At 42.8% G+C, this 19,402-nt stretch carries 16 protein-coding genes; 11 read left to right on the plus strand and 5 right to left on the minus strand.

Going from position 1 to position 19,402, the window contains the following annotated elements; translation table 11 throughout:
- Positions 1-12: 12 nt before the first annotated feature.
- The 4 genes from PQ461_RS18715 to PQ461_RS18730 all read left to right on the plus strand — a co-directional run bounded on the left by PQ461_RS18715 (position 13) and on the right by PQ461_RS18730 (position 6,201).
- A complete protein-coding gene (locus PQ461_RS18715) occupies positions 13-1,092 on the plus strand; it encodes a porin (RefSeq protein WP_274207060.1) in 1,080 nt (359 codons plus the stop codon).
- An 8-nt stretch (positions 1,093-1,100) separates the two neighbouring features.
- The gene (locus PQ461_RS18720; protein WP_274207061.1) at positions 1,101-2,234 is read left to right on the plus strand and encodes a universal stress protein; all 1,134 of its coding nucleotides are present in this window, start codon (positions 1,101-1,103) and stop codon (positions 2,232-2,234) included.
- A gap of 12 nt (positions 2,235-2,246) precedes the next feature.
- Positions 2,247-4,001, plus strand: a complete 1,755-nt coding sequence (locus PQ461_RS18725) for a HAMP domain-containing sensor histidine kinase (RefSeq protein WP_274207062.1) — start codon at positions 2,247-2,249, stop codon at positions 3,999-4,001.
- A 232-nt stretch (positions 4,002-4,233) separates the two neighbouring features.
- Positions 4,234-6,201, plus strand: a complete 1,968-nt coding sequence (locus tag PQ461_RS18730) for a KUP/HAK/KT family potassium transporter (RefSeq protein WP_274207063.1) — start codon at positions 4,234-4,236, stop codon at positions 6,199-6,201.
- Between the two features lie 45 nt (positions 6,202-6,246).
- On the opposite strand, the gene PQ461_RS18735 is transcribed toward PQ461_RS18730, so the two are convergent.
- From PQ461_RS18735 to PQ461_RS18745, 3 genes are all read right to left on the minus strand, one after another.
- Entirely contained in the window at positions 6,247-7,179 is a 933-nt protein-coding gene (locus tag PQ461_RS18735) for an SMP-30/gluconolactonase/LRE family protein (RefSeq protein ID WP_274207064.1), read from the minus strand.
- A gap of 216 nt (positions 7,180-7,395) precedes the next feature.
- The gene (locus PQ461_RS18740) at positions 7,396-8,724 is read right to left on the minus strand and encodes a sigma-54-dependent transcriptional regulator (protein WP_274207065.1); all 1,329 of its coding nucleotides are present in this window, start codon (positions 8,722-8,724) and stop codon (positions 7,396-7,398) included.
- Between the two features lie 47 nt (positions 8,725-8,771).
- On the minus strand, positions 8,772-9,809 hold the full coding sequence (locus PQ461_RS18745) for a tetratricopeptide repeat protein (protein ID WP_274207066.1): 1,038 nt from the start codon (positions 9,807-9,809) through the stop codon (positions 8,772-8,774).
- A gap of 126 nt (positions 9,810-9,935) precedes the next feature.
- Between PQ461_RS18745 and PQ461_RS18750 the strand changes: the two genes are divergently transcribed.
- The 6 genes from PQ461_RS18750 (at position 9,936) to PQ461_RS18775 (ending at position 15,455) form a co-directional block, all read left to right on the plus strand.
- Positions 9,936-10,484, plus strand: coding sequence for a hypothetical protein (locus PQ461_RS18750; RefSeq protein WP_274207067.1), 549 nt, complete (start codon positions 9,936-9,938; stop codon positions 10,482-10,484).
- A gap of 105 nt (positions 10,485-10,589) precedes the next feature.
- On the plus strand, positions 10,590-11,402 hold the full coding sequence (locus PQ461_RS18755) for a DoxX family membrane protein (RefSeq protein ID WP_274207068.1): 813 nt from the start codon (positions 10,590-10,592) through the stop codon (positions 11,400-11,402).
- Between the two features lie 39 nt (positions 11,403-11,441).
- The gene (locus PQ461_RS18760; RefSeq protein ID WP_274207069.1) at positions 11,442-12,386 is read left to right on the plus strand and encodes a hypothetical protein; all 945 of its coding nucleotides are present in this window, start codon (positions 11,442-11,444) and stop codon (positions 12,384-12,386) included.
- Between the two features lie 12 nt (positions 12,387-12,398).
- The gene (locus PQ461_RS18765) at positions 12,399-13,958 is read left to right on the plus strand and encodes a vanadium-dependent haloperoxidase (protein WP_274207070.1); all 1,560 of its coding nucleotides are present in this window, start codon (positions 12,399-12,401) and stop codon (positions 13,956-13,958) included.
- Positions 13,959-14,038: 80 nt separating this feature from the next.
- On the plus strand, positions 14,039-14,311 hold the full coding sequence (locus PQ461_RS18770; protein ID WP_274207071.1) for a hypothetical protein: 273 nt from the start codon (positions 14,039-14,041) through the stop codon (positions 14,309-14,311).
- Between the two features lie 58 nt (positions 14,312-14,369).
- Entirely contained in the window at positions 14,370-15,455 is a 1,086-nt protein-coding gene (locus PQ461_RS18775) for an AI-2E family transporter (protein WP_274207072.1), read from the plus strand.
- On the opposite strand, the gene recO is transcribed toward PQ461_RS18775, so the two are convergent.
- Together recO and PQ461_RS18785 are read right to left on the minus strand one after the other, a co-directional pair.
- On the minus strand, positions 15,452-16,174 hold the full coding sequence (gene recO, locus PQ461_RS18780; protein ID WP_274207073.1) for a DNA repair protein RecO: 723 nt from the start codon (positions 16,172-16,174) through the stop codon (positions 15,452-15,454). The genes PQ461_RS18775 and recO overlap by 4 nt on opposite strands.
- A gap of 1 nt (position 16,175) precedes the next feature.
- Positions 16,176-16,520 (minus strand): diacylglycerol kinase family protein, encoded by a 345-nt coding sequence (locus PQ461_RS18785; protein WP_274207074.1) that lies wholly within the window; start codon positions 16,518-16,520, stop codon positions 16,176-16,178.
- Positions 16,521-17,040: 520 nt separating this feature from the next.
- Between PQ461_RS18785 and PQ461_RS18790 the strand changes: the two genes are divergently transcribed.
- Entirely contained in the window at positions 17,041-19,389 is a 2,349-nt protein-coding gene (locus tag PQ461_RS18790; protein WP_274207075.1) for an efflux RND transporter permease subunit, read from the plus strand.
- Positions 19,390-19,402 lie beyond the last annotated feature (13 nt).

Here is a 19,402-nt window from a genome sequence, read left to right on the forward strand (position 1 = left end):
TTTAAAAACTCGATGAAGAAACTACTTTACGCAGCTGTGTTGTGTTGCATCGCTATTGGTGTAAAAGCACAAGACAGCACAAAAACAGGCAAGCTTACCATAAGTGGTTATGCTGAGCTTTACTATGGCTTTGATTTTAATAAGCCGGAAAATCATAACCGTCCGCCTTTTGTGTATTCACATAACCGGACTAATGAGGTGAACCTGAATTTAGGATTTATAAAAGCCAATTATGATAATGAAAGGGTAAGGGCAAACCTGGCCTTTATGGCAGGCACTTACACTAATGCCAACCTGGCGGCAGAGCCGGGCGTTCTTAAAAATATTTATGAAGCCAATGCCGGGGTTAAGCTGGCAAAAAACGCTAACCTATGGCTGGATGCAGGTGTATTCGCATCGCACATCGGGTTTGAAAGCGCTGTATCAAAAGACTGCTGGGTGCTTACACGCAACATCGCATCTGATAATACGCCGTACTTTGAAACCGGGGCAAAGTTATCATACACCACTAACGACGGCAGTTTTACCGCCACGGGGCTGTATCTTAACGGATGGCAGCGCATTCAGCGGCAGGATGGTAATAACAAGGCCGCAGGGGGCTTACAGCTTACCTGGAAACCATCTGATGATATTACTCTAAATTACAGTAATTATTTAGGTGTTGAGGGGGCAGATACTGTTGGCGTACGCCGGATATACCATAACTTATATGGCGTGTTCCAGCTTACAAAACAGTTTGGCATAACTGCCGGGTTTGATTACGGCCAGCAGGAAAAAGCAAAGGGAAGCAGTGATTATAATCACATTGTTTCGCCTGTAATTATAGGCCGTTACCAGTTTGCAGAGCAATGGGCCGTAGCTGGCAGATATGAATATTATCATGATAAGAATGGCATATTCATAGTAACAGGCACACCTGATGGGTTTAAAACCTCGGGGTATTCGGTTAATATAGATTACGCACCAATAAGCAATGCCTTGGTACGTTTAGAGTATAAAAATTATAGCAGTAAAGACAATGTATTTTTAAAGAACGGAGCTACGGTAAGTAACAGTCCGCTTATTACAGCAAGTATAGCAGTATCATTTTAACAAAGATCATGGCAGAGCAACAGCCGCAGGATACATCAGTAAAAAACTTCCTCGACCTTGTAAAAAAGTCAAGGCGTGGAAAGTTTAAGATTTATATAGGTATGAGTGCCGGTGTCGGCAAAACTTACCGTATGCTGCAGGAAGCTCATGCACTTTTGCGTAATGGTATTGATATACAAATAGGCTATATAGAAACACACAACCGGGCCGAAACACATGCCCTGCTCGACGGTATACCCGCAATACCAAGGCGTAAAATTTTTTACAAAGGCAAAGAGCTGGAAGAAATGGACCTGAACGCCATTTTAAACCGGCACCCGGAGGTAGTAATAGTCGACGAGTTGGCCCACAGCAATGTAGAGGGAAGCAAGAATATAAAACGCTGGCAGGACGTGGTAGATATTCTTGAGGCGGGCATCAGCGTTATATCTGCGGTAAACATTCAGCACCTCGAGAGCATGAATGAAGAGATCGAGTCGATAACTGGTATACCTATTACCGAACGTATACCGGACAAGGTGCTGGAACTGACAGATGAGATCGTAAACATTGATCTTACCGCCGATGAACTGATTGACCGGCTTAAAGAGGGTAAGATATATGACAAAAGCAAAGTGAATACTGCTTTGCAGAATTTCTTTCAGGCAGATAAAATACTGCAGTTGCGCGAACTGGCATTAAAGGAGGTAGCGCATCACGTTGAGCGAAAAATTGATATTGAGATACCCAAACAGATCAAGCTTAGGCCCGAAAAATTTCTGGCTTGTATCTCATCCAATGAAATAACTGCAAAAATTGTGATCCGCAAAACGGCAAGGCTGGCATCTTACTATAGGTCGCCGTGGGTAGTGCTGTATGTGCAAAGCAGCAGCGAAAGCAGCGACCGTATTAAACTAGATAAGCAACGCCACCTCATCAATAATTTTAAATTGGCAACGCAACTTGGTGCAGAAGTGGTAAAGTTAAAGAGCGATAACATTGCCGAAACCATTTTGCAAATAGCAGATGAACGCGACATTACGACCATTTGCATTGGTAAGCCGCATTTAAATCTGTTTCAGGTAATTATTAAAACTGCGATATTTAATCAGCTGTTGAAGCACCTTGCCAAAAAAGAAATAGACCTGGTTATACTATCATAAAATTTAAACGTCATGAAAATCAAAAATAAACTCCGGCTGGGCTTCGCATTCCTGTTTATCGTGGTGCTGTTTTTTGGAGCAACATCACTGTACTACATTCAGGATATATCAAAAAGTGCGAAAGTGATCTTAAAAAATAACTATGAAACCCTTAGCTATACCAAGGGTATGCGTACTATTTTGGATGAGCATAACCTGCCGCTCGATAAGGCATCACTTACTGAATTTGACAAGCAACTTACCAGGCAGGAGCATAATATTACAGAACCCGGCGAAAGCCAGGCTACTGCTGCGCTGAGAGCCGTATTTATAAAAATGCAAAGCGAATCTTCTGCTGCTGCTTTACAGAGTGATGAACGCGAGATACGCCACTACCTGCGTACCATAGAAGGGCTAAACATGCAGGCCATTGTTAAAAAGAACGATAAGGCCCATGCTTCGGTGAACAGGGCAACTATATTTTTAAGTTTTGTTGGCGGTTTTACATTTTTGATCCTGTTTAGCTTTAGTGTAAACTTTCCGGATATTATTAACAGCCCGCTGCGTGCACTGCTTGAAGGTATCCGCGAAATCAGCCACAAAAATTACAGCCAGCGTTTACGCTTTAACAAGGACGACGAGTTTGGCGAAGTAGCCACCGCTTTTAATGATATGGCCTCCAGGTTAAACGACTGGGAAAACAGTAACCTGGCTATGGTACTATCTGATAAGCAACGTATCGAGACGATTATTGAACAGATGGATGATGCCATTATCGGGTTAAACGAAAAGCAGGAGATCCTTTTCATTAATAAAGTAGCCGAAAATGTGCTTAACCTTAACGAGCAAAAGCTGGTTGGCCAGCCTGCTGCCAAGTTTACAGTAAGCAATGATCTTTTTAAATCGATACTGGAAAGCAAAGACACCGCAAATCCGTTTAAGATTGCACTGAATGGCAAGGAAGCTTTTTTTAAATTAGAAAGCCGCGAGATCGTGATTCCTAATATGAGCGGGCAGCAGTCTGAGGGGGTAGTAATTTCCCGAAAATCGGCAGGTAAGGTTTATATGCTGCGCAACATTACCGAGTTTAAGGAGCGTGATGAGGCTAAGACGAATTTTATCGCTACCATTTCTCACGAATTAAAAACGCCTATTTCGGCTATTAAAATGAGCCTGAAACTACTGAACGATCAGCGTATAGGCGAAATGAACAGTCAGCAAAAAGAACTGTTAGCGCACATTAGCGATGATAGCGACCGGTTGTTGAAGATTACCAGTGAGTTGCTTGACCTTTCGCAGGTAGAAACAGGTAACATTCAACTCAACTTTGTACCGTCAGATCCGGCTGCTATTGTTGATTATGCACTTAATTCAGTTCGTTTCCCGGCAGAACAGAAATCAATTAGCTTGCAGGTTGAAGCACAACCGCAATTGCCAAAGGTGCAGGTTGATGTAGAGAAAACCGCGTGGGTGCTGGTTAACTTTTTATCAAACGCGTTACGTTACAGTTCTGAAAAATCAAAAGTAATTATTGGCGTAAGCGCTCACCAGAACCAGGTAATATTTTCTGTGAAAGATTTTGGTAAAGGCATTGACGAGCAATATCAGAAACGTTTATTCGAACGATACTTCCAGGTGCCGACCGATGGGCAAAGTAAGGCGGGAACAGGCTTGGGTTTAGCTATTTCTAAAGACTTTATAGAAGCGCAAAACGGGCATATCTGGGTAGAAAGTGCAATAGGCGAAGGCAGTACATTTTACTTTAGCCTGCCGGCTTATCAGGCCTAGCCTGAGCTCATTTTTTCAAAATGAAAATCGATCTTTTCAAAATGAAAAGGTTGCAGGGATTTTATTGCCTGAAAATATGCGTTAAAACTACATTTAAAGCCTAAGCTATATAAGTGGCACAAGGGTTGACAAGCGGTTGAAAACTATTGTTTATGCAATTATCTGTTTTTCATACGCTATTGTGCAGTACTAATGTATTGCATTTGCCCTTTCCCTTAAAATTTACTGTTAAATGAGCTCGCACGTCAGGAAACTATCAGCTGCCGGGCTGCTTATAACTTTAGGTATTATTTTCGGCGATATCGGTACATCGCCACTCTACACATTCCAGACATTATTAAAAGAAGGCGGCCGGTCAGACGCTTTCCTGGTATTAGGAGCCATCTCCTGCGTATTCTGGACACTTACCTTACAAACCACATTCAAGTATATCTTTATTACCCTGCAAGCAGACAACCGCGGAGAAGGTGGTATCTTTTCCCTGTATGCTTTAGTACGCCGTTATGGCAAATGGCTGGCCATACCTGCTATAGTTGGCGCCGGTACACTACTGGCCGACGGTATTATTACCCCCCCTATTTCGGTTACATCAGCTATTGAAGGTTTAGGCCTGGTGCCTGCATTTTCAAAGGATTTTATTCCCGGTAATGAATTGATTATTGGTATTGTAATTACCATTTTGGTATTATTATTCTTCTTTCAGCAATTTGGCACCAACGTGGTTGGCGCGGCCTTTGGCCCTATCATGCTGATATGGTTTGTAATGCTGGGCAGCCTGGGGGCTATACAAATAGCACACTATCCTGAAATTATTAAAGCCATTAATCCTATGTATGGTTGGCATTTGCTTACCGAACACCCTAAAGGGTTTTGGTTATTAGGTGCCGTATTTTTATGTACAACAGGTGCCGAAGCTTTATACTCAGACCTTGGGCATTGCGGACGTAAGAATATACAGGTAAGCTGGATATTTGTAAAAACAGCTTTAGTGCTTAATTATTTAGGCCAGGGCGCATGGGTGCTTACACAGCATAAGTATCGCGATTTTTCGGGGGTAAACCCTTTCTTTGAAATTGTTCCGCACCAATTTTTGATACCTGCCGTTGCTATTGCAACTATGGCCACCATTATTGCCAGCCAGGCATTAATCAGTGGTTCATTTACGCTGATCAGCGAAGCGGTGAGTATGAATTTCTGGCCTAAGATCACTATCAAATACCCGTCAAACATTCGTGGGCAAATCTATATTCCAAGCATCAACTGGATTTTATGTTTTGGCTGTATCGCGGTAACGCTTTACTTTAAAACATCTGAGGCCATGACAGCTGCTTATGGTTTCTCCATTACCATTGCCATGCTGATGACCACCATACTGATGTTCTATTTTATGCGATATGTGAAGCATTGGCCGCTATGGCTGGTGGTTATCATCCTATGCGTATTCCTGTCAGTTGAGTTCTCTTTCTTTGTGGCCAATGCGGTAAAAATCCTTAAAAGGTTGTTCTTCCTGGTGTTTGAGGTAGGGCTGATCTTTACTATGTACATCTGGTTCAGGGCGCGTAAGATTAATAACAGGTTCCTGTCGTTTGTGGATCTGAAGGATTATATCCCCATGCTTAACTCTATGAGTAAGGATCAGGGCATCCCTAAATATGCTACACACCTTATCTATCTTACAAAAGCCAATAACAGCAAGCAGGTAGAGCAAAAGATTATCTATTCGATATTAAGCCGCAAACCTAAACGTGCAGATGTGTATTGGTTTGTACATATAGAACGAACCGATGAACCTTTTACCATGGAATATTCGGTTGAAGAACTGGAGGATGACAAGGTAATAAGGGTTGAGTTCAGGCTGGGCTTCCGAATCAACCCACGTGTGAATGTGTTGTTCCGTAAGGTAGTTGAGGACATGATCAAACGCGGCGAACTGGATATTACCAGCAGGTACGAGTCTTTGGGAAGCTACAACCTGCCTGCCGACTTCCAGTTTGTGATTATGGAGAAATACCTTTCCTACAATAATGAGTTTAGCGTTAGCGAAGGCTTTATTTTGAAAAGTTATTTTGCCATCAAAAGTTGGGGGCTTAGCGAAGCCAAGGCTTTCGGGCTGGATACCAGCGAAACCCGGGTTGAGAAAATCCCTTTGGTGGTAAACCCGCTTAATAATGTTAATCTAAGGCGCGTAGAAGCGCAGTAATAACAAAAAATGCCTGATCAATTGATCAGACATTTTTTGTTTGGGTTATTCTATCCCTTTCATTTTGGTTTTCAGGATATAGATCGCTTTTGAAGCAGTGATGAATAAAATATCCTTGTTTTTCCCTGCAAAGCACAAGTTGGCGGTCCAGGGTTCAGGGATATCGATATGTGCAAGCTTAGTACCGGCAGATGAGTAAACCGTAACCCCTTTGCCCGACAGGTAAATATTGCCACGATTATCGATGGTCATGCCGTCGCTGCCCTGGTTAACATACAATGCAGGTTGACTAAGTGTGCCGTCTGCCTGTACTTCAAAACGGTAAGTTTTGTTAGCACCGATATCAGCAACGTATAAGTATTTACCATCGGCCGTTCCGGTGATGCCGTTTGGCTTTTTTAATTGATCTGAAACCACCACCGGCACTTTGCTTCCGGGTGCTAAATAATACACTTTTTGCCCGTCAATGTCAGGTTGTTTACGTGTCCAGTAATCGCGTTGGTAATAAGGATCTGTAAAATAGATGCCGCCTGTTTTACGGTTAACCCATACATCGTTAGGGCCGTTTAGCAACTTGCCGTCTAAGTTTGCTACCAAAACGGTTACTTTCTTATCCGGCGAAATCGACCACAGTTGATCGTGCTCGTCAGCGCAGGAGATCAGATTGCCTTTTTTGTCGAAATACATACCATTACTACGGCCTGCGCTGGCCATAAAAAGGGTAAGTTTGCCATCGGTACTATATTTCCATATCTGATTATTAGGCTGATCGGTGAAGAAAACGTTACCTTTTTTATCAGTCGCCGGGCCTTCGGTAAAACTGAATTGATTTGATATCAACTTCGCCCGTACAGTAGTGTCATAGATATAATTTGCACTGTCAGGCTCTGCCGAATTTAATTTAACTGTGTGATACTTACCAGATGTAGCAGTATAGCCCAAAGCCATTACCACAGCAGCGGTTAAAATATTTTTCATTTGCATAGGCTTGTTTATAACAATGGCAAGGTAACAAATTAGGGTAATACGCAACATGAATTGAAGATCGGTATTAAGACCTTAACATCACGCTTCGACAGGCTCAACAGGACACCGCAATAGAGCCTTGTCACCCTGAACTTGTCGAAAGGTATGGAGGTGGGCCTGCAACATGCTGACGGGCTCAGGCAGGACACCAGAAATAAGTTCTGCTTTTTAATTCAGCCCAAACTCTTCCATCTTACGGTAAAGCGTAGTAAGGCCAATCTTCATTAAACGGGCGGCTTCGGCTTTGTTGCCTTTAGTGTGGTTAAGCATCCAGGCGATGTGGCGTTTTTCTACCTCTGCCATTTCAAATGGTGTACCCGTGTAAACGTCATTCGTATTAAAGGGCAGGCTGTCGGCAGTTAAAGCTTGTCCATCTGTTAATATAACTGAGCGCTCAATTACATTTTTAAGTTCGCGGATATTGCCTTTCCAATGGTGGTTTTCTAACCTGGCCAGCATACCAGGTTCAATTTCAGAAATCTTCTTATTTGTTTTGTCTGAAAACTGCTTCAGATAGTACGTGGCCAGCAGTGCAATATCTTCCTTACGCTCGTTAAGCGAGGGCAGGTTAATGGTGAAAACAGACAGTCTGTAAAACAAGTCTTCCCTGAAATTGCCTTTCCCGATCTCTTCTTCCAGGTTACGGTTAGTGGCGGCTATTATCCGCACATTTATTTTTTGCGTACGGGTTTCGCCTACCTTAATAAACTCGCCAGATTCCAGTACCCGCAGTAATTTTGCCTGCAGGTCTATATTCATTTCTCCAATCTCATCCAGAAAAAGCGTGCCGCCGTCTGCCTCTTCAAGCAAGCCTTTTTTATCCTTTACAGCACCGGTAAATGCACCGGTTTTATATCCAAATAATTCGCTTTCCAATAATTCGCGTGCAAAGGCGCTGCAATTAACCGCCACAAAGTTTTTATGTTTCCGCGATGAATTATAGTGTATGGCCTGTGCAAAAACCTCTTTGCCTGTTCCGGTTTCACCCAGCAGCAGCACAGTAGTATCTGTTTGCGATACTTTTTGCGCCATATTAGCCGCATGTTTTATTACGGGAGAATTACCGAGGATATTATCGAAACCGTGCGCATCAATCAGCTTATTTTCCAACTGATACAATTTGTATTGCACTTCTGCTTTTTCTGATGCTTTGGCCAGCAGCGGCACTATACGGTCATTATCATCGCCTTTTGTAATGTAATCAAAGGCGCCATTTTTTATAGCGGTAACACCATCAGCTATGGTGCCGTAGGCTGTGAGACAGATCACTTCTATGTAACTGTATTTTTCCTTGATCTGTTTTACCAGTTCAACACCACTGGCATCAGGCAGCTTCACGTCGCTTAAAACTACATGTACGGTTTGCTGGCTCAATATCTTTAAGCCATCTTTAGCGGTATGCGCCTGTAAGGTACGGTACCCTTCTAATTCAATAATCCGGCTTAATAAACCAGCCAGTTTAGTTTCGTCATCTATAATCAGTACCGTAAGTTGCATATAAAAAATAATTGAACAGCAAAAGTAAACAAATAGTGCCTACGCAGTTAAAAGCTGCGTGGTGTGTTTTTAATCCACTCGCCCAAAGCATGTATCTGATCTGTATGCGCTTTTAACCATGCACCACTTTCATCGCGGTTAGGGCCTTGCAAAGCAACAGTATGTGCAAAAACAGGCATGTTGTCGCTTTGCGATAGCTTGTAAAAGTAATCTACAAAAAACTTGTCAAAAAAAGTCTTTTCTGTTTTCTTAGCAGACAACTCGCCTGTAATAGCAAATATGCTTTTCAATTGGTACTCCAACAGGTCAGCACCTGTCAGTTTTTGGGTTCGCGCAGCCAGGGTAACCATGCTGATAGCCGTATTAAGGGTATTGTTTTCCTTTTCATCATCTATTGAAACGGCAATTGCATTATTGCCGTTAGCATCCTTCAATACACCGCCTTGTAAAATATGCTGAATATTACCATAAGCTTCAGCAGCCCGCTGGCCGGTTGGTTCCAGCAACAGGAAACTGCTCAGCCCTAATAAAGCATTGGCCCTTTTATTTTCATGAAAACACACCAGCGCATACAAGCGCTGGCTGCTGGCATTTTTTTGATCGTGCTTAATGGCTTCAATAGCACTTGCTTCTGCCTCTGGATACATCTGGTTGCGTGAGTAGGTTATACCCAGGTTATAATAGATCTGTGGGTAATCCGGATCGATTTCAATCGCCTTTTTATAAGTTTCTATTGCTTTTTTGCCTTGCTTATTATTGTCATAAATAGTACCCAATAAACTATAAGAAGCAACGCTCAAATTTTTATTAGCCGACTTGACAGAGATTTCCAGATGCGGTATGGCATCATCGTATTTATTTTCGGCATATAAAGAAAAAGCAAGTTCATAATGGCCGTACTCGTTATTAGGGTCAAGCTTTAAAGCCTCATTATATTTGGCAATAGCATCATCATACTTGCCCTGATTGTGCAATGCTATACCTTGCTTAATAAGATCGCCGCTTGTATTTTGGGCGTAAAGCATTTTAGCAGAAATGCTAAGAAGAATTGTGATAAGTAAAGTGTAACAGGTCTTTTTCATCATGCTATAAATTTACTACAAATAAAGCTGTCAGTATGCTATTATAACGCTGATAATCAATTTTCAACTTCGGTTTGGGTTAATTGTAAAATTTATGCTACTTTTAGTGTACTAATTATTTAAACTGTTTTGCGAAAGCTAATTGCATCATTGTTATTGAGCATCCACCTTTTTAATTTAGGTGGCTACCACTTGCTTTATCAGTATTTCATTTACCAGTCTGACAGGGTAATGAATGAGCATATTGCTCACAATATGTATAACGTGCATGACCTGGTTGAAGTAAAGGTGCCGGTACACTTTCAAAACATTACAGAATGGACGGACTACCAACCGGTAAGCGGACAGATCCAGTTTCGCGAAGCATGCTATAACTACGTTAAGCTTAAAATTACCCGCGATACGCTCTTTGTAAAATGTATCCCGAATTACGAGAAAACCCGGCTTATCAACGCAAATGTAATTTGCGCCAAAAATATAGCCGACCTGCCTGTAAATAAGCGCAATAATTTCCCATCACAAAAGAAATCAGGCATTGATTATTATGATCATGCTACATTGATATTTAGTTTTATCAAGCCTATAAAGGCTCCTAAAGCCTATAATATAAGGCAGGTATCAGGTATAAAAAGCGCCTTGCAAGATACGCCATACATGCCGCCTGATTCTTTTTGTTGATACACCTATCTACCATTGCCAACCGCTTTAGGTAAGGCACACATTCATTTTTAACGATTTAGCTGCGGGGAGGCACCTGCTTGCATGTGCCCACTATTGATTATTATGCGTACTTATTCTACACAACAAAAAACATATTTCATACTTCGCTTAGCTGTAGCCATGTGCTTTATAGGCCACGGTGCATTCGGCATAATTACCAAACCGATATGGGCCAATTACTTTGCGGTATTTGGCATTGGGCATGATACTGCTTATCAATTAATGCCTGTTGTTGGCACCATTGATATTTTATTAGGCCTTGTCATGCTATTTTATCCTATCCGTACTGTTGCCGGCTGGCTGGTGCTTTGGGGACTAATGACCGCCATGCTGAGACCTTTATCAGGAGAACCATTTGCCGAATTTATAGAGCGGGCAGGCAACTACGGCGCGCCATTAGCATTGCTTGTATTATGCGGTGCCGACAGTAAAATTAAAAGCTGGTTCAAATTGATCGACACTCATAAAATCGCAGGGAATGAGCAACAATTAAAACAGCTTACCCTGGTGCTACGTACGGCGGTGTTTTTATTGTTATGCGGGCATGGCTGGCTAAACCTCATGGATAAAAAAGGCCTGTTACAGCAGTATGAATCGCTGGGCTTCCACAACCCACAGCAGGTAGCGTTAACCGTTGGCTTGTTTGAGGTATTTGCCGCATTGACCGTACTGATTAAACCCGCAAGAAGTATCTTGATCATATTCCTGATCTGGAAAGCTGGCAGCGAATTATTTTACCCGCACTATGAACTATTTGAATGGGTAGAGCGCGGCGGAAGCTACGGCTGCATCCTGGCTTTATGGATGGTATTGCGAACAGAAGACAACATGATTCATTCGGCTGTAAAGCACCCGCTCCATTTTAAATCTAATTAACCTTACTATTTAAACTATCGACAAACTTTACTTAAACAAATGCATCCTCATTTAAAAAAGGGTCTGAAACAAAGGCTTATAATTACCGTATTGGCGCTTATGTTTTTTGGCGCTGCAAATGCCCAGACCGACGAAGACGCGATCATGATCCCTAAAAAATATTTCTGCGGCGGTGTGATGTATAGCAACAGCAGCTGGAAAGATTATTGGGAAGGCACCTTTAAACGCGACAACCAAAACATTGGCACATTAAGCAGCAATGTTTATATGGCTATGGTGAATTATGGTATCACAAATAACCTTAACATTTTGGCAAGTGTACCTTATGTTACCACACATGCATCTGCCGGTACATTGGCCGGGCAAAAAGGTTTTCAGGACCTTACCGCCAGCTTAAAGTGGATGCCTGTAGAAACCAGCTTGGGCAAAGGTGTATTTTCAATTTATGGAATTGGCACTATAGGCATTCCGCTTAGCAATTATGTAGCCGATTTTCAGCCATTGTCTATCGGCCTGCATGCCAAGACCGCAGCTATACGTTTAATGGTCGATTATCAGATCAACAATTTCTTTGCAACCGGATCTGGGCAGTATGTTCAGCGTAGTAATATTACTATTGATCGTGAGTCATACTACACCACATCGTTGATCTACTCTAACCAGGTACATATGCCTAATGCAGGAATGTTCAACTTCAGGACAGGCTACCGCAGCGAGCGCATTATTGCCGAAGCTGTATTATCTAACATGACCACTTATGGCGGTTTTGACATCCGTAAAAACGACATGCCTTTTCCAAGCAACAAAATGAATTCGACCATGGCGGGCGTTAACTTCAAATATTCTTTCGACTCAGGTATAGAACTTACCGGAGGCGGCAACTACACTATAGCCGGCCGTAATGTGGGCCAAAGCACCGTTTTCCACGGTGGTATTTATTACCTGTTCGACACATCATCTAAAAAAGCAGCTGCAAAAAAATAAGGAGATACAGACATGAAAAGATTTACCAATTATATAATACTTGCAGCAGTGGCTTTAACTGCCATGTTTGCCTCATCGTGTAAAAAGGATATTGTTGAAACCAATATGGAATATCCGGCGCTTAGCCCAAGCAATATTGATTTAAACGCAGATACCTGGAAACCTATTTTAATCACTGGCTTTAACGACCTTACCGTAGCTACACCAGATGCGGTAACATCACCTGCATACCAGGCAGATCTTAATGAAATAAAAGGCCTGCAAAGAAATATATCAACCGATCAAAAAAACCTGATCAATTACTGGAGTGCCGGGGCGGTATTACGCTGGAACGAAATATTACGCGAACTGGTGGCTAAATATAACCTGCCGCCTTACCAAAACCCCGACGGCACCTACCCTGCCCCAAGCTCGGCTAACCCGTTTGCTTATCCGCAGTTTCCGTTCTCTAATCCGCCATATGCAGCACGCTCATACGCTTATGTAAGCGCAGCACAATATGATGCATTGGTAGCTGCATGGCACTTTAAAAAATCATATAACCGCGCAGCTCCATATAAAAATGATGCAACCGTTCAGGCACTGATCCCTAAATCAGACTTGCCTGCCTACCCAAGCGAAGATGCAGTGGTAGCCGGTACAGTAGTTGAAATGATGAAATTGCTGTTCCCGACAGAGTTAGCTTACATTGAGCAAAAAGAGCAGGATGCTAAAACTTACCGCATGCTGGTTGGTGCCAATACCCGCAGCGACTGGGATGCCGGCGAAGCTTTGGGCAAGCAGGTAGCTGCAAAATTTGTTACCCGTGCCCGCGGCGACCGCGCCGGTGCTGCCATAGGTACACCTGCTATCTGGGCACAGTTTGTTACGACCACAGCCGCAACAGGCGAAACACCCTGGCAAAGCCTTGAAACCCCTAAACGCCCGCCAATGCTGCCTTTGTTCAGCAAGGTTAAGCCGTTTCTGTTTGATTCTTTAACCGTGATCGCTTTAAGGCCGGGGCCGCCGCCATCAGTAAAATCAGAACAGTTTAAAAAGGAAACGGAAGAGGTTTTATATTACTCGAAGAACGTAACCCGCGAACATAATGCACAGGTTGCCTTTTGGGCTGATGGAGTAGCCACTTACACCCCGGCAGGACACTGGAATGCCATAGCGGCTGACGAATTCGTAAAACAAAACTATAGCGAGGTGCGCTGGGCACGTAACCTGGCTTTATTAAATATGGCCTTGATGGATGCCGGTATTGTATGCTGGGATACCAAATATTTTTATTTCAACGCAAGGCCTTCGCAGATCAATGATCAGATAAAAACGCTTACAGGTGTTCCGAACTTCCCGGCTTACACTTCAGGGCACTCTAACTTTAGTGCAGCGGCATCTACCGTGTTAAGCTATTTATTGCCCGACCGTGGAAGCAAGTTTACTGATATGGCTCATGAGGCTGCTATGTCGCGCTTATATGGCGGGATACATTATCGTACCGACTGCGATGCAGGCCTGGTTACCGGGGCAAAGGTTGGACAATACGCCGTACAACGAGGCCAGGCAGATGGTGCCGGAATAAAGTAACATGCAGCGTTTACAATAACCTTGCGGGTAATTAAAACATAGCATATACAGCTGATGTTATACAATAAATATCACTCGCTATGGCTGACAACACAAATAACACCCCAGACGGTAAACAAGAGTTTACCATGAACTATTCGGAGCGTGAATTATCATGTACTGTAGAAAAAGAAGGAAACATATTGCATTTGCACATTGACAATAACATCAATGCAGATTTAGAAATACAGCAGGATGGCACACTGGTGCAAACATCGGGACCAGAACTGCCGCCATCTAACATTGATTTTATACGCAAACATGTTTTAGGACATGATGCAACCGGAAGCCTGGTGGCATCACCTAATCAATAAGTTTTTGTAGCCGGTATCCTTGGTACCGGCTATTTTATTTTCATACTCACTCCAAGCTATGCAGTTAACCCGTACGCTCCAGGTATTAGCCCTATTTGTCCTCACCGCATTAATCCTTTATTTTGCCGCTCCGGTACTGGTACCACTTACATTTGGGCTGGTATTTGCCATGCTGTTAACACCTGTTTGCAAATGGATTGAGCGTAAAGGTTTAAATCGTGGACTGGCTACTACCGGTAGCCTGCTTTTCCTGCTAACCATTGTTGCAGCCCTGGTGCTTTTACTGAACTGGCAGGTAGGCGACCTGGTAAAGGACATGTCGAAAATAGAACAGCAATTACAGAAGCTCATTGACCAGGTAACGGGTTATATCTATCAAAAATTTGATGTATCGCCGCAGCAGCAAAAACAAATGCTGAAAGACCAACAGTCTGACGGTGCGGGTAAAATTGCAGGCATCATTATGGCTGCCTTAAACTCGGTTGCCGGGTTAATGGTAAATACCTTGCTGGTGTTAGTGTATACCTTCGTGATTATTTACTTCCGCGATCGTTTCAAAAGTTTTGTATTGAAGCTTACCAATGCCGACAAGCAAGCCGATGCAAAAAAGATCATGCGCAAATCGAGCATGGTAACACAGCAGTACATCAGTGGCTTAGGTTTAATGATTGTGATGCTTTGGGTGATGTATGGCATTGGCTTTAGCATAGTAGGCATTAAGGGAGCCATATTCTTTGCCATACTTTGCGGGACACTTGAGATTGTACCATTTGCGGGTAACATTACGGGCACAACCATTACCGTACTTATTGCTTTGGCACAAGGCGGAAGCGTAAATATGGCGATAGGTGTATTGATTACTTATGGCATAGTGCAGTTTGTACAAACTTATTTATTAGAACCATTAGTGGTAGGCAAACAGGTTAGCCTGAATCCGTTATTCACTATTTTAATTATCGTAGTGGGCGAAGCTTTATGGGGCATTGCGGGTATGGTTTTGGCCATCCCATTGCTGGGTATGTTTAAGGTTTTATGTGATAATGTTGAACCCTTGAAACCGTATGGCTATCTTATTGGCTCGCAGGAGAATGCAAGTGATGATAAGAGTATTTTCAGTAAGATATTCAGCAGTAGCGACGATTAGCCAAGTACTTCTTCCAAAATCTCGTTAGAACGGATATTACCAAAGCCTTCGATATGCAGGGCATAGTAGTCCATCAGTTTGCCGATCAGATAGCGCCGTTCGTCGTTAGGTAAACGCAGGTGTTGCATGTTATCAAAACTGCTTTGCAGCAAGCGATAAAAATTATGGCTGTGTGGGGCAGACAGGTAATGCAAACTCTCGGGCCTGTATCGTGCGAACACACCATCCTTTAAATCGAAATAATCGTGCTCCGGGCTATTGACATGCGGATAAAAACCGAGGTAGCGCGTAAGCCCAAGCAAAAAGATAAGGTGAAAGTTACTCAGATTGCCATCGCTCTGATCAAGCCACTCTACCGAATGCCAGATATAATTGAACAGGTATTCGTCGCCAGATTGCTGCTTTATCGCCTTGTACAAAACTTCATTCAGAAAGATGATAAGGCTGCTTTTTATAATATCGTAAGGGATGGTTTGTAATATCGGCTGGCTTTTTAATTCTTTAACGCGCTGTATGGCTCCGCTTCCATTATTATAAACCACCATATCCAACAGGTGCAGTGGCTGTAATATGTTACGGCTGATCTTTGCTTTCGGCTTTTTAACACCATTGATAATGTATGATTGCATGCCGAACTTCTCGGTAAATACCTGTACAATAACGCTGCTCTCCTGGTAGTCGGTTACCTTAAAAACTATTCCGCGGGTCTTTTGCAGCATATTACAACTTCGGAATAAATATAATAGCGCCTACAATCAGGGCAAATATAGCAGTGAGCAGCACAGCCGCCGCCGATACATCTTTAATATGGCCTGCCTTTTCATTCCACCCTGGCGAAACAAGGTCGACTAAAATTTCAATGGCTGTATTTAATAGCTCTACTATCAATACCAGCGCAATACAGGCAGTGATCCAACACCACTCGGCGGGTGATATATGCAGATAAAAACCCAACACAATAGCTAAAAGTGTAGCCACAAGGTGTACCCTGAAGTTAAGCTGCGTTGCCGTAGCATACCCCATCCCTTTAAAGGCGTACTTAAAACCATTGATAAATTTGCGCATGAAATTCAAAGATAAATTAATTATTACTGATGTGGGATGAAAAGCAGCGTAAGTACTCTTCTGGGGAGGATTTAGGTTGGGGGATAACTGCAATGCAGATCGTTTGCAAATTAGGGATTGCTTCTCCGCCAAAGGCGAATCGCAATGACGGATATTGACAATTAAATAAAACCTGGCTCAATTAACTTTCGTCTTTGCGAGGCACAAAGCAATCCCTAACTAAGTAACCACTTAAATTGCCACAACCTTTCAGGTCTCGCAATGACAATAGTGGTAGACATTATCCTTTAATGACTCTCGCTTCTTTAAAGGTCTCCCCTTCCGGGGAGGATTTAGGTTGGGGCTACTTGTCATTGCGAGGCACGAAGCAATCTCAAAAGGGCAATACCAACACAATAAATACGTTTACTGGTAAGCATTGAAATTTAACATCCACTTGAATGTCACAATCGTGTTTAATCAATCGGTTGATTAATATAATTTGTACTTTTGTCGCCCTGTTACTATTTTGACTTATAGCATGATCTGGAAAAAACTTGCCGGACTTATCCTCAAAAACCGTTTAGCGGTTATCATCATTGTTGGTTTATTGAGTGCGTTCATGGGCTGGAAAGCCAGTAAGGTAAAGCTTACTTACAATGCAGGCAAGGTGCTTCCGGTTACAGATTCTGCTTATATCCGCTTCACAAAATTTCAGAAAAAATTTGGACAGGATGGTACCGCACTGGTGCTGGGCATTAAATCTGACAAGCTTTTTAATAAAGATATTTTTAACGACTGGTACCAGTTAGGCGTAAATGTACAGCACCTGCATGGCATCAAAGCCGTTATCTCACTCGCAAATATTTACAATCTAAATAAAGACACCCTACAACACCGCTTTATATTACAACCGCTGGTTACGCATCAGCTTGCTTCACAGGCGGGTGTTGACAGTGTAAAACAACGCATATTAGATTTACCATTTTACGACGGGCTGGTTTTAAGTGAAGACCATAAGTCGACCTTAATGGCCATTACCTTTGATACCAAAGTAGTTAACTCACCTGCCCGCGTACCGGTAATCAATGAGATATTGCGCCAGGGAAAGCTTTTCCAGCAAAAACATGGTATCGAAGTACATGCCTCGGGCTTGCCGCTGATCCGCACTGTAGTAAGCGACCTGGTATCGCATGAGTTTGCTTTGTTCCTGGGCTTATCGTTGCTAATTACCGCAATAATCTTATTAATATTTTTCAGGACAGGTTATGCAGTCATATTCCCTGTACTTGTCGTATTGCTGGGTGTGGTTTGGAGCCTTGGCTTATTAGTGATCAATCACTTTAATATTACCTTGCTAACGGGTATCATTCCGCCGTTGGTGGTGGTGATCGGTATCCCAAACAGCATTTTCATCCTTAACAAATACTATCGCGAATATGGCCTCACCGGCGATAAAATGGCATCGCTTTATACCGTGATTGAGAAAGTAGGTATCACCACTTTCATTGCCAACGTTACTACAGCTATTGGTTTTGGTGTACTTTGCTTTACTAACAGCCAGATATTAATGGAGTTTGGCCTTGTGGCTTCACTAAGCATCATGGCTACTTTTGCGTTAAGCATTGTGCTAGTGCCGGTAATATTCAGTTACCTGCCCGATCCTAAAGCGCGTCAAAGCGGTATTAAAGACCGCAAGTTTATTCAGCTGTTTTTAGCTAAACTTGACCACTTGGTCCATAATTATCGCCCGGCGATTTACATAGGCACAGTAGCACTGGTGGCTGTTTGCTTTTACGGCATGAGCCGCATTAACGTAAACGGCTATATTGTTGACGACCTTCCTAAAACAAGCTCCGTATTAAGTAACATGCGCTTTTTCGAAAGCAACTTTAAAGGTGTATTACCACTTGAAGTAAGTGTAGAATCAAAACATAAAAACGGACTTGCAAACGTAGCTGTAATGCGCAAGGTTGAACGCCTGGAAAACCTGATCTCATCCTACCCCGAGTTTAGCCGTTCGCTGTCGCTGATACAGGTGCTTAAGTTTTCGACACAGTCTTTTTATGGTGGCAAGCCCGAGTTTTACCGCCTGCCTGATGGCCTTGAGCAAAACTTTATTTTAAGCTATGCGGCCAACAGCGGCAAAGGCACCAACATGCTGAAGAATTACCTCGATAGCACCAAGCAAACTACGCGGATCAGTTTCCAGATGGTGGATGCAGGTTCAAAAAAACTGAACAGCCTGTTTACTGAACTGCAGCCACGTATCGATTCGATATTTAATCCAAAGAACTTCCATGTCGAGCTTACCGGCTCAAGTGTCATATTTGTGAAGGGGAATAACTACCTTATCAAAAACCTTTACGAAAGCCTTGCCCTTGCTATCTTTCTTATTGGTATTGTGATGTGGGTATTGTTCCGGGGTGTTAAGATGATTGCCATTTCCTTATTGCCTAACCTGATACCATTGGTTATTACAGCCGGCATTATGGGTTTCTTCGGCATTCCGTTAAAGCCTTCTACCATCCTGATCTTTAGCATAGCTATGGGTATATCTTCAGACCAGACCATTTATTTTCTTACCCGCTATCGCCAGGAACTACGCAACAGCAAAAAGAGCATTTCGCAGGTAGTGTCAGACACCATCAGGGAAACCGGCATCAGCATGATTTACATCGCAACGGTGCTTTTCTTTGGCTTTGGTATTTTTGCGGCATCAACATTTGGTGGTACTGTGGCCTTAGGCATATTGCTGTCTATCACACTGCTTATTGCCATGATCACGAACCTTACTTTATTGCCTGCATTTTTACTGAGCATGGAGAAACGCCGCGCTAAGAACGCTGAGCAGGAACCCGTAATTGACCTGGAAGCACAGGAGCTTTAAGCTAAACAAGTCA

The organism is Mucilaginibacter sp. KACC 22063 (genome assembly GCF_028736115.1).
GTDB lineage: Bacteria > Bacteroidota > Bacteroidia > Sphingobacteriales > Sphingobacteriaceae > Mucilaginibacter.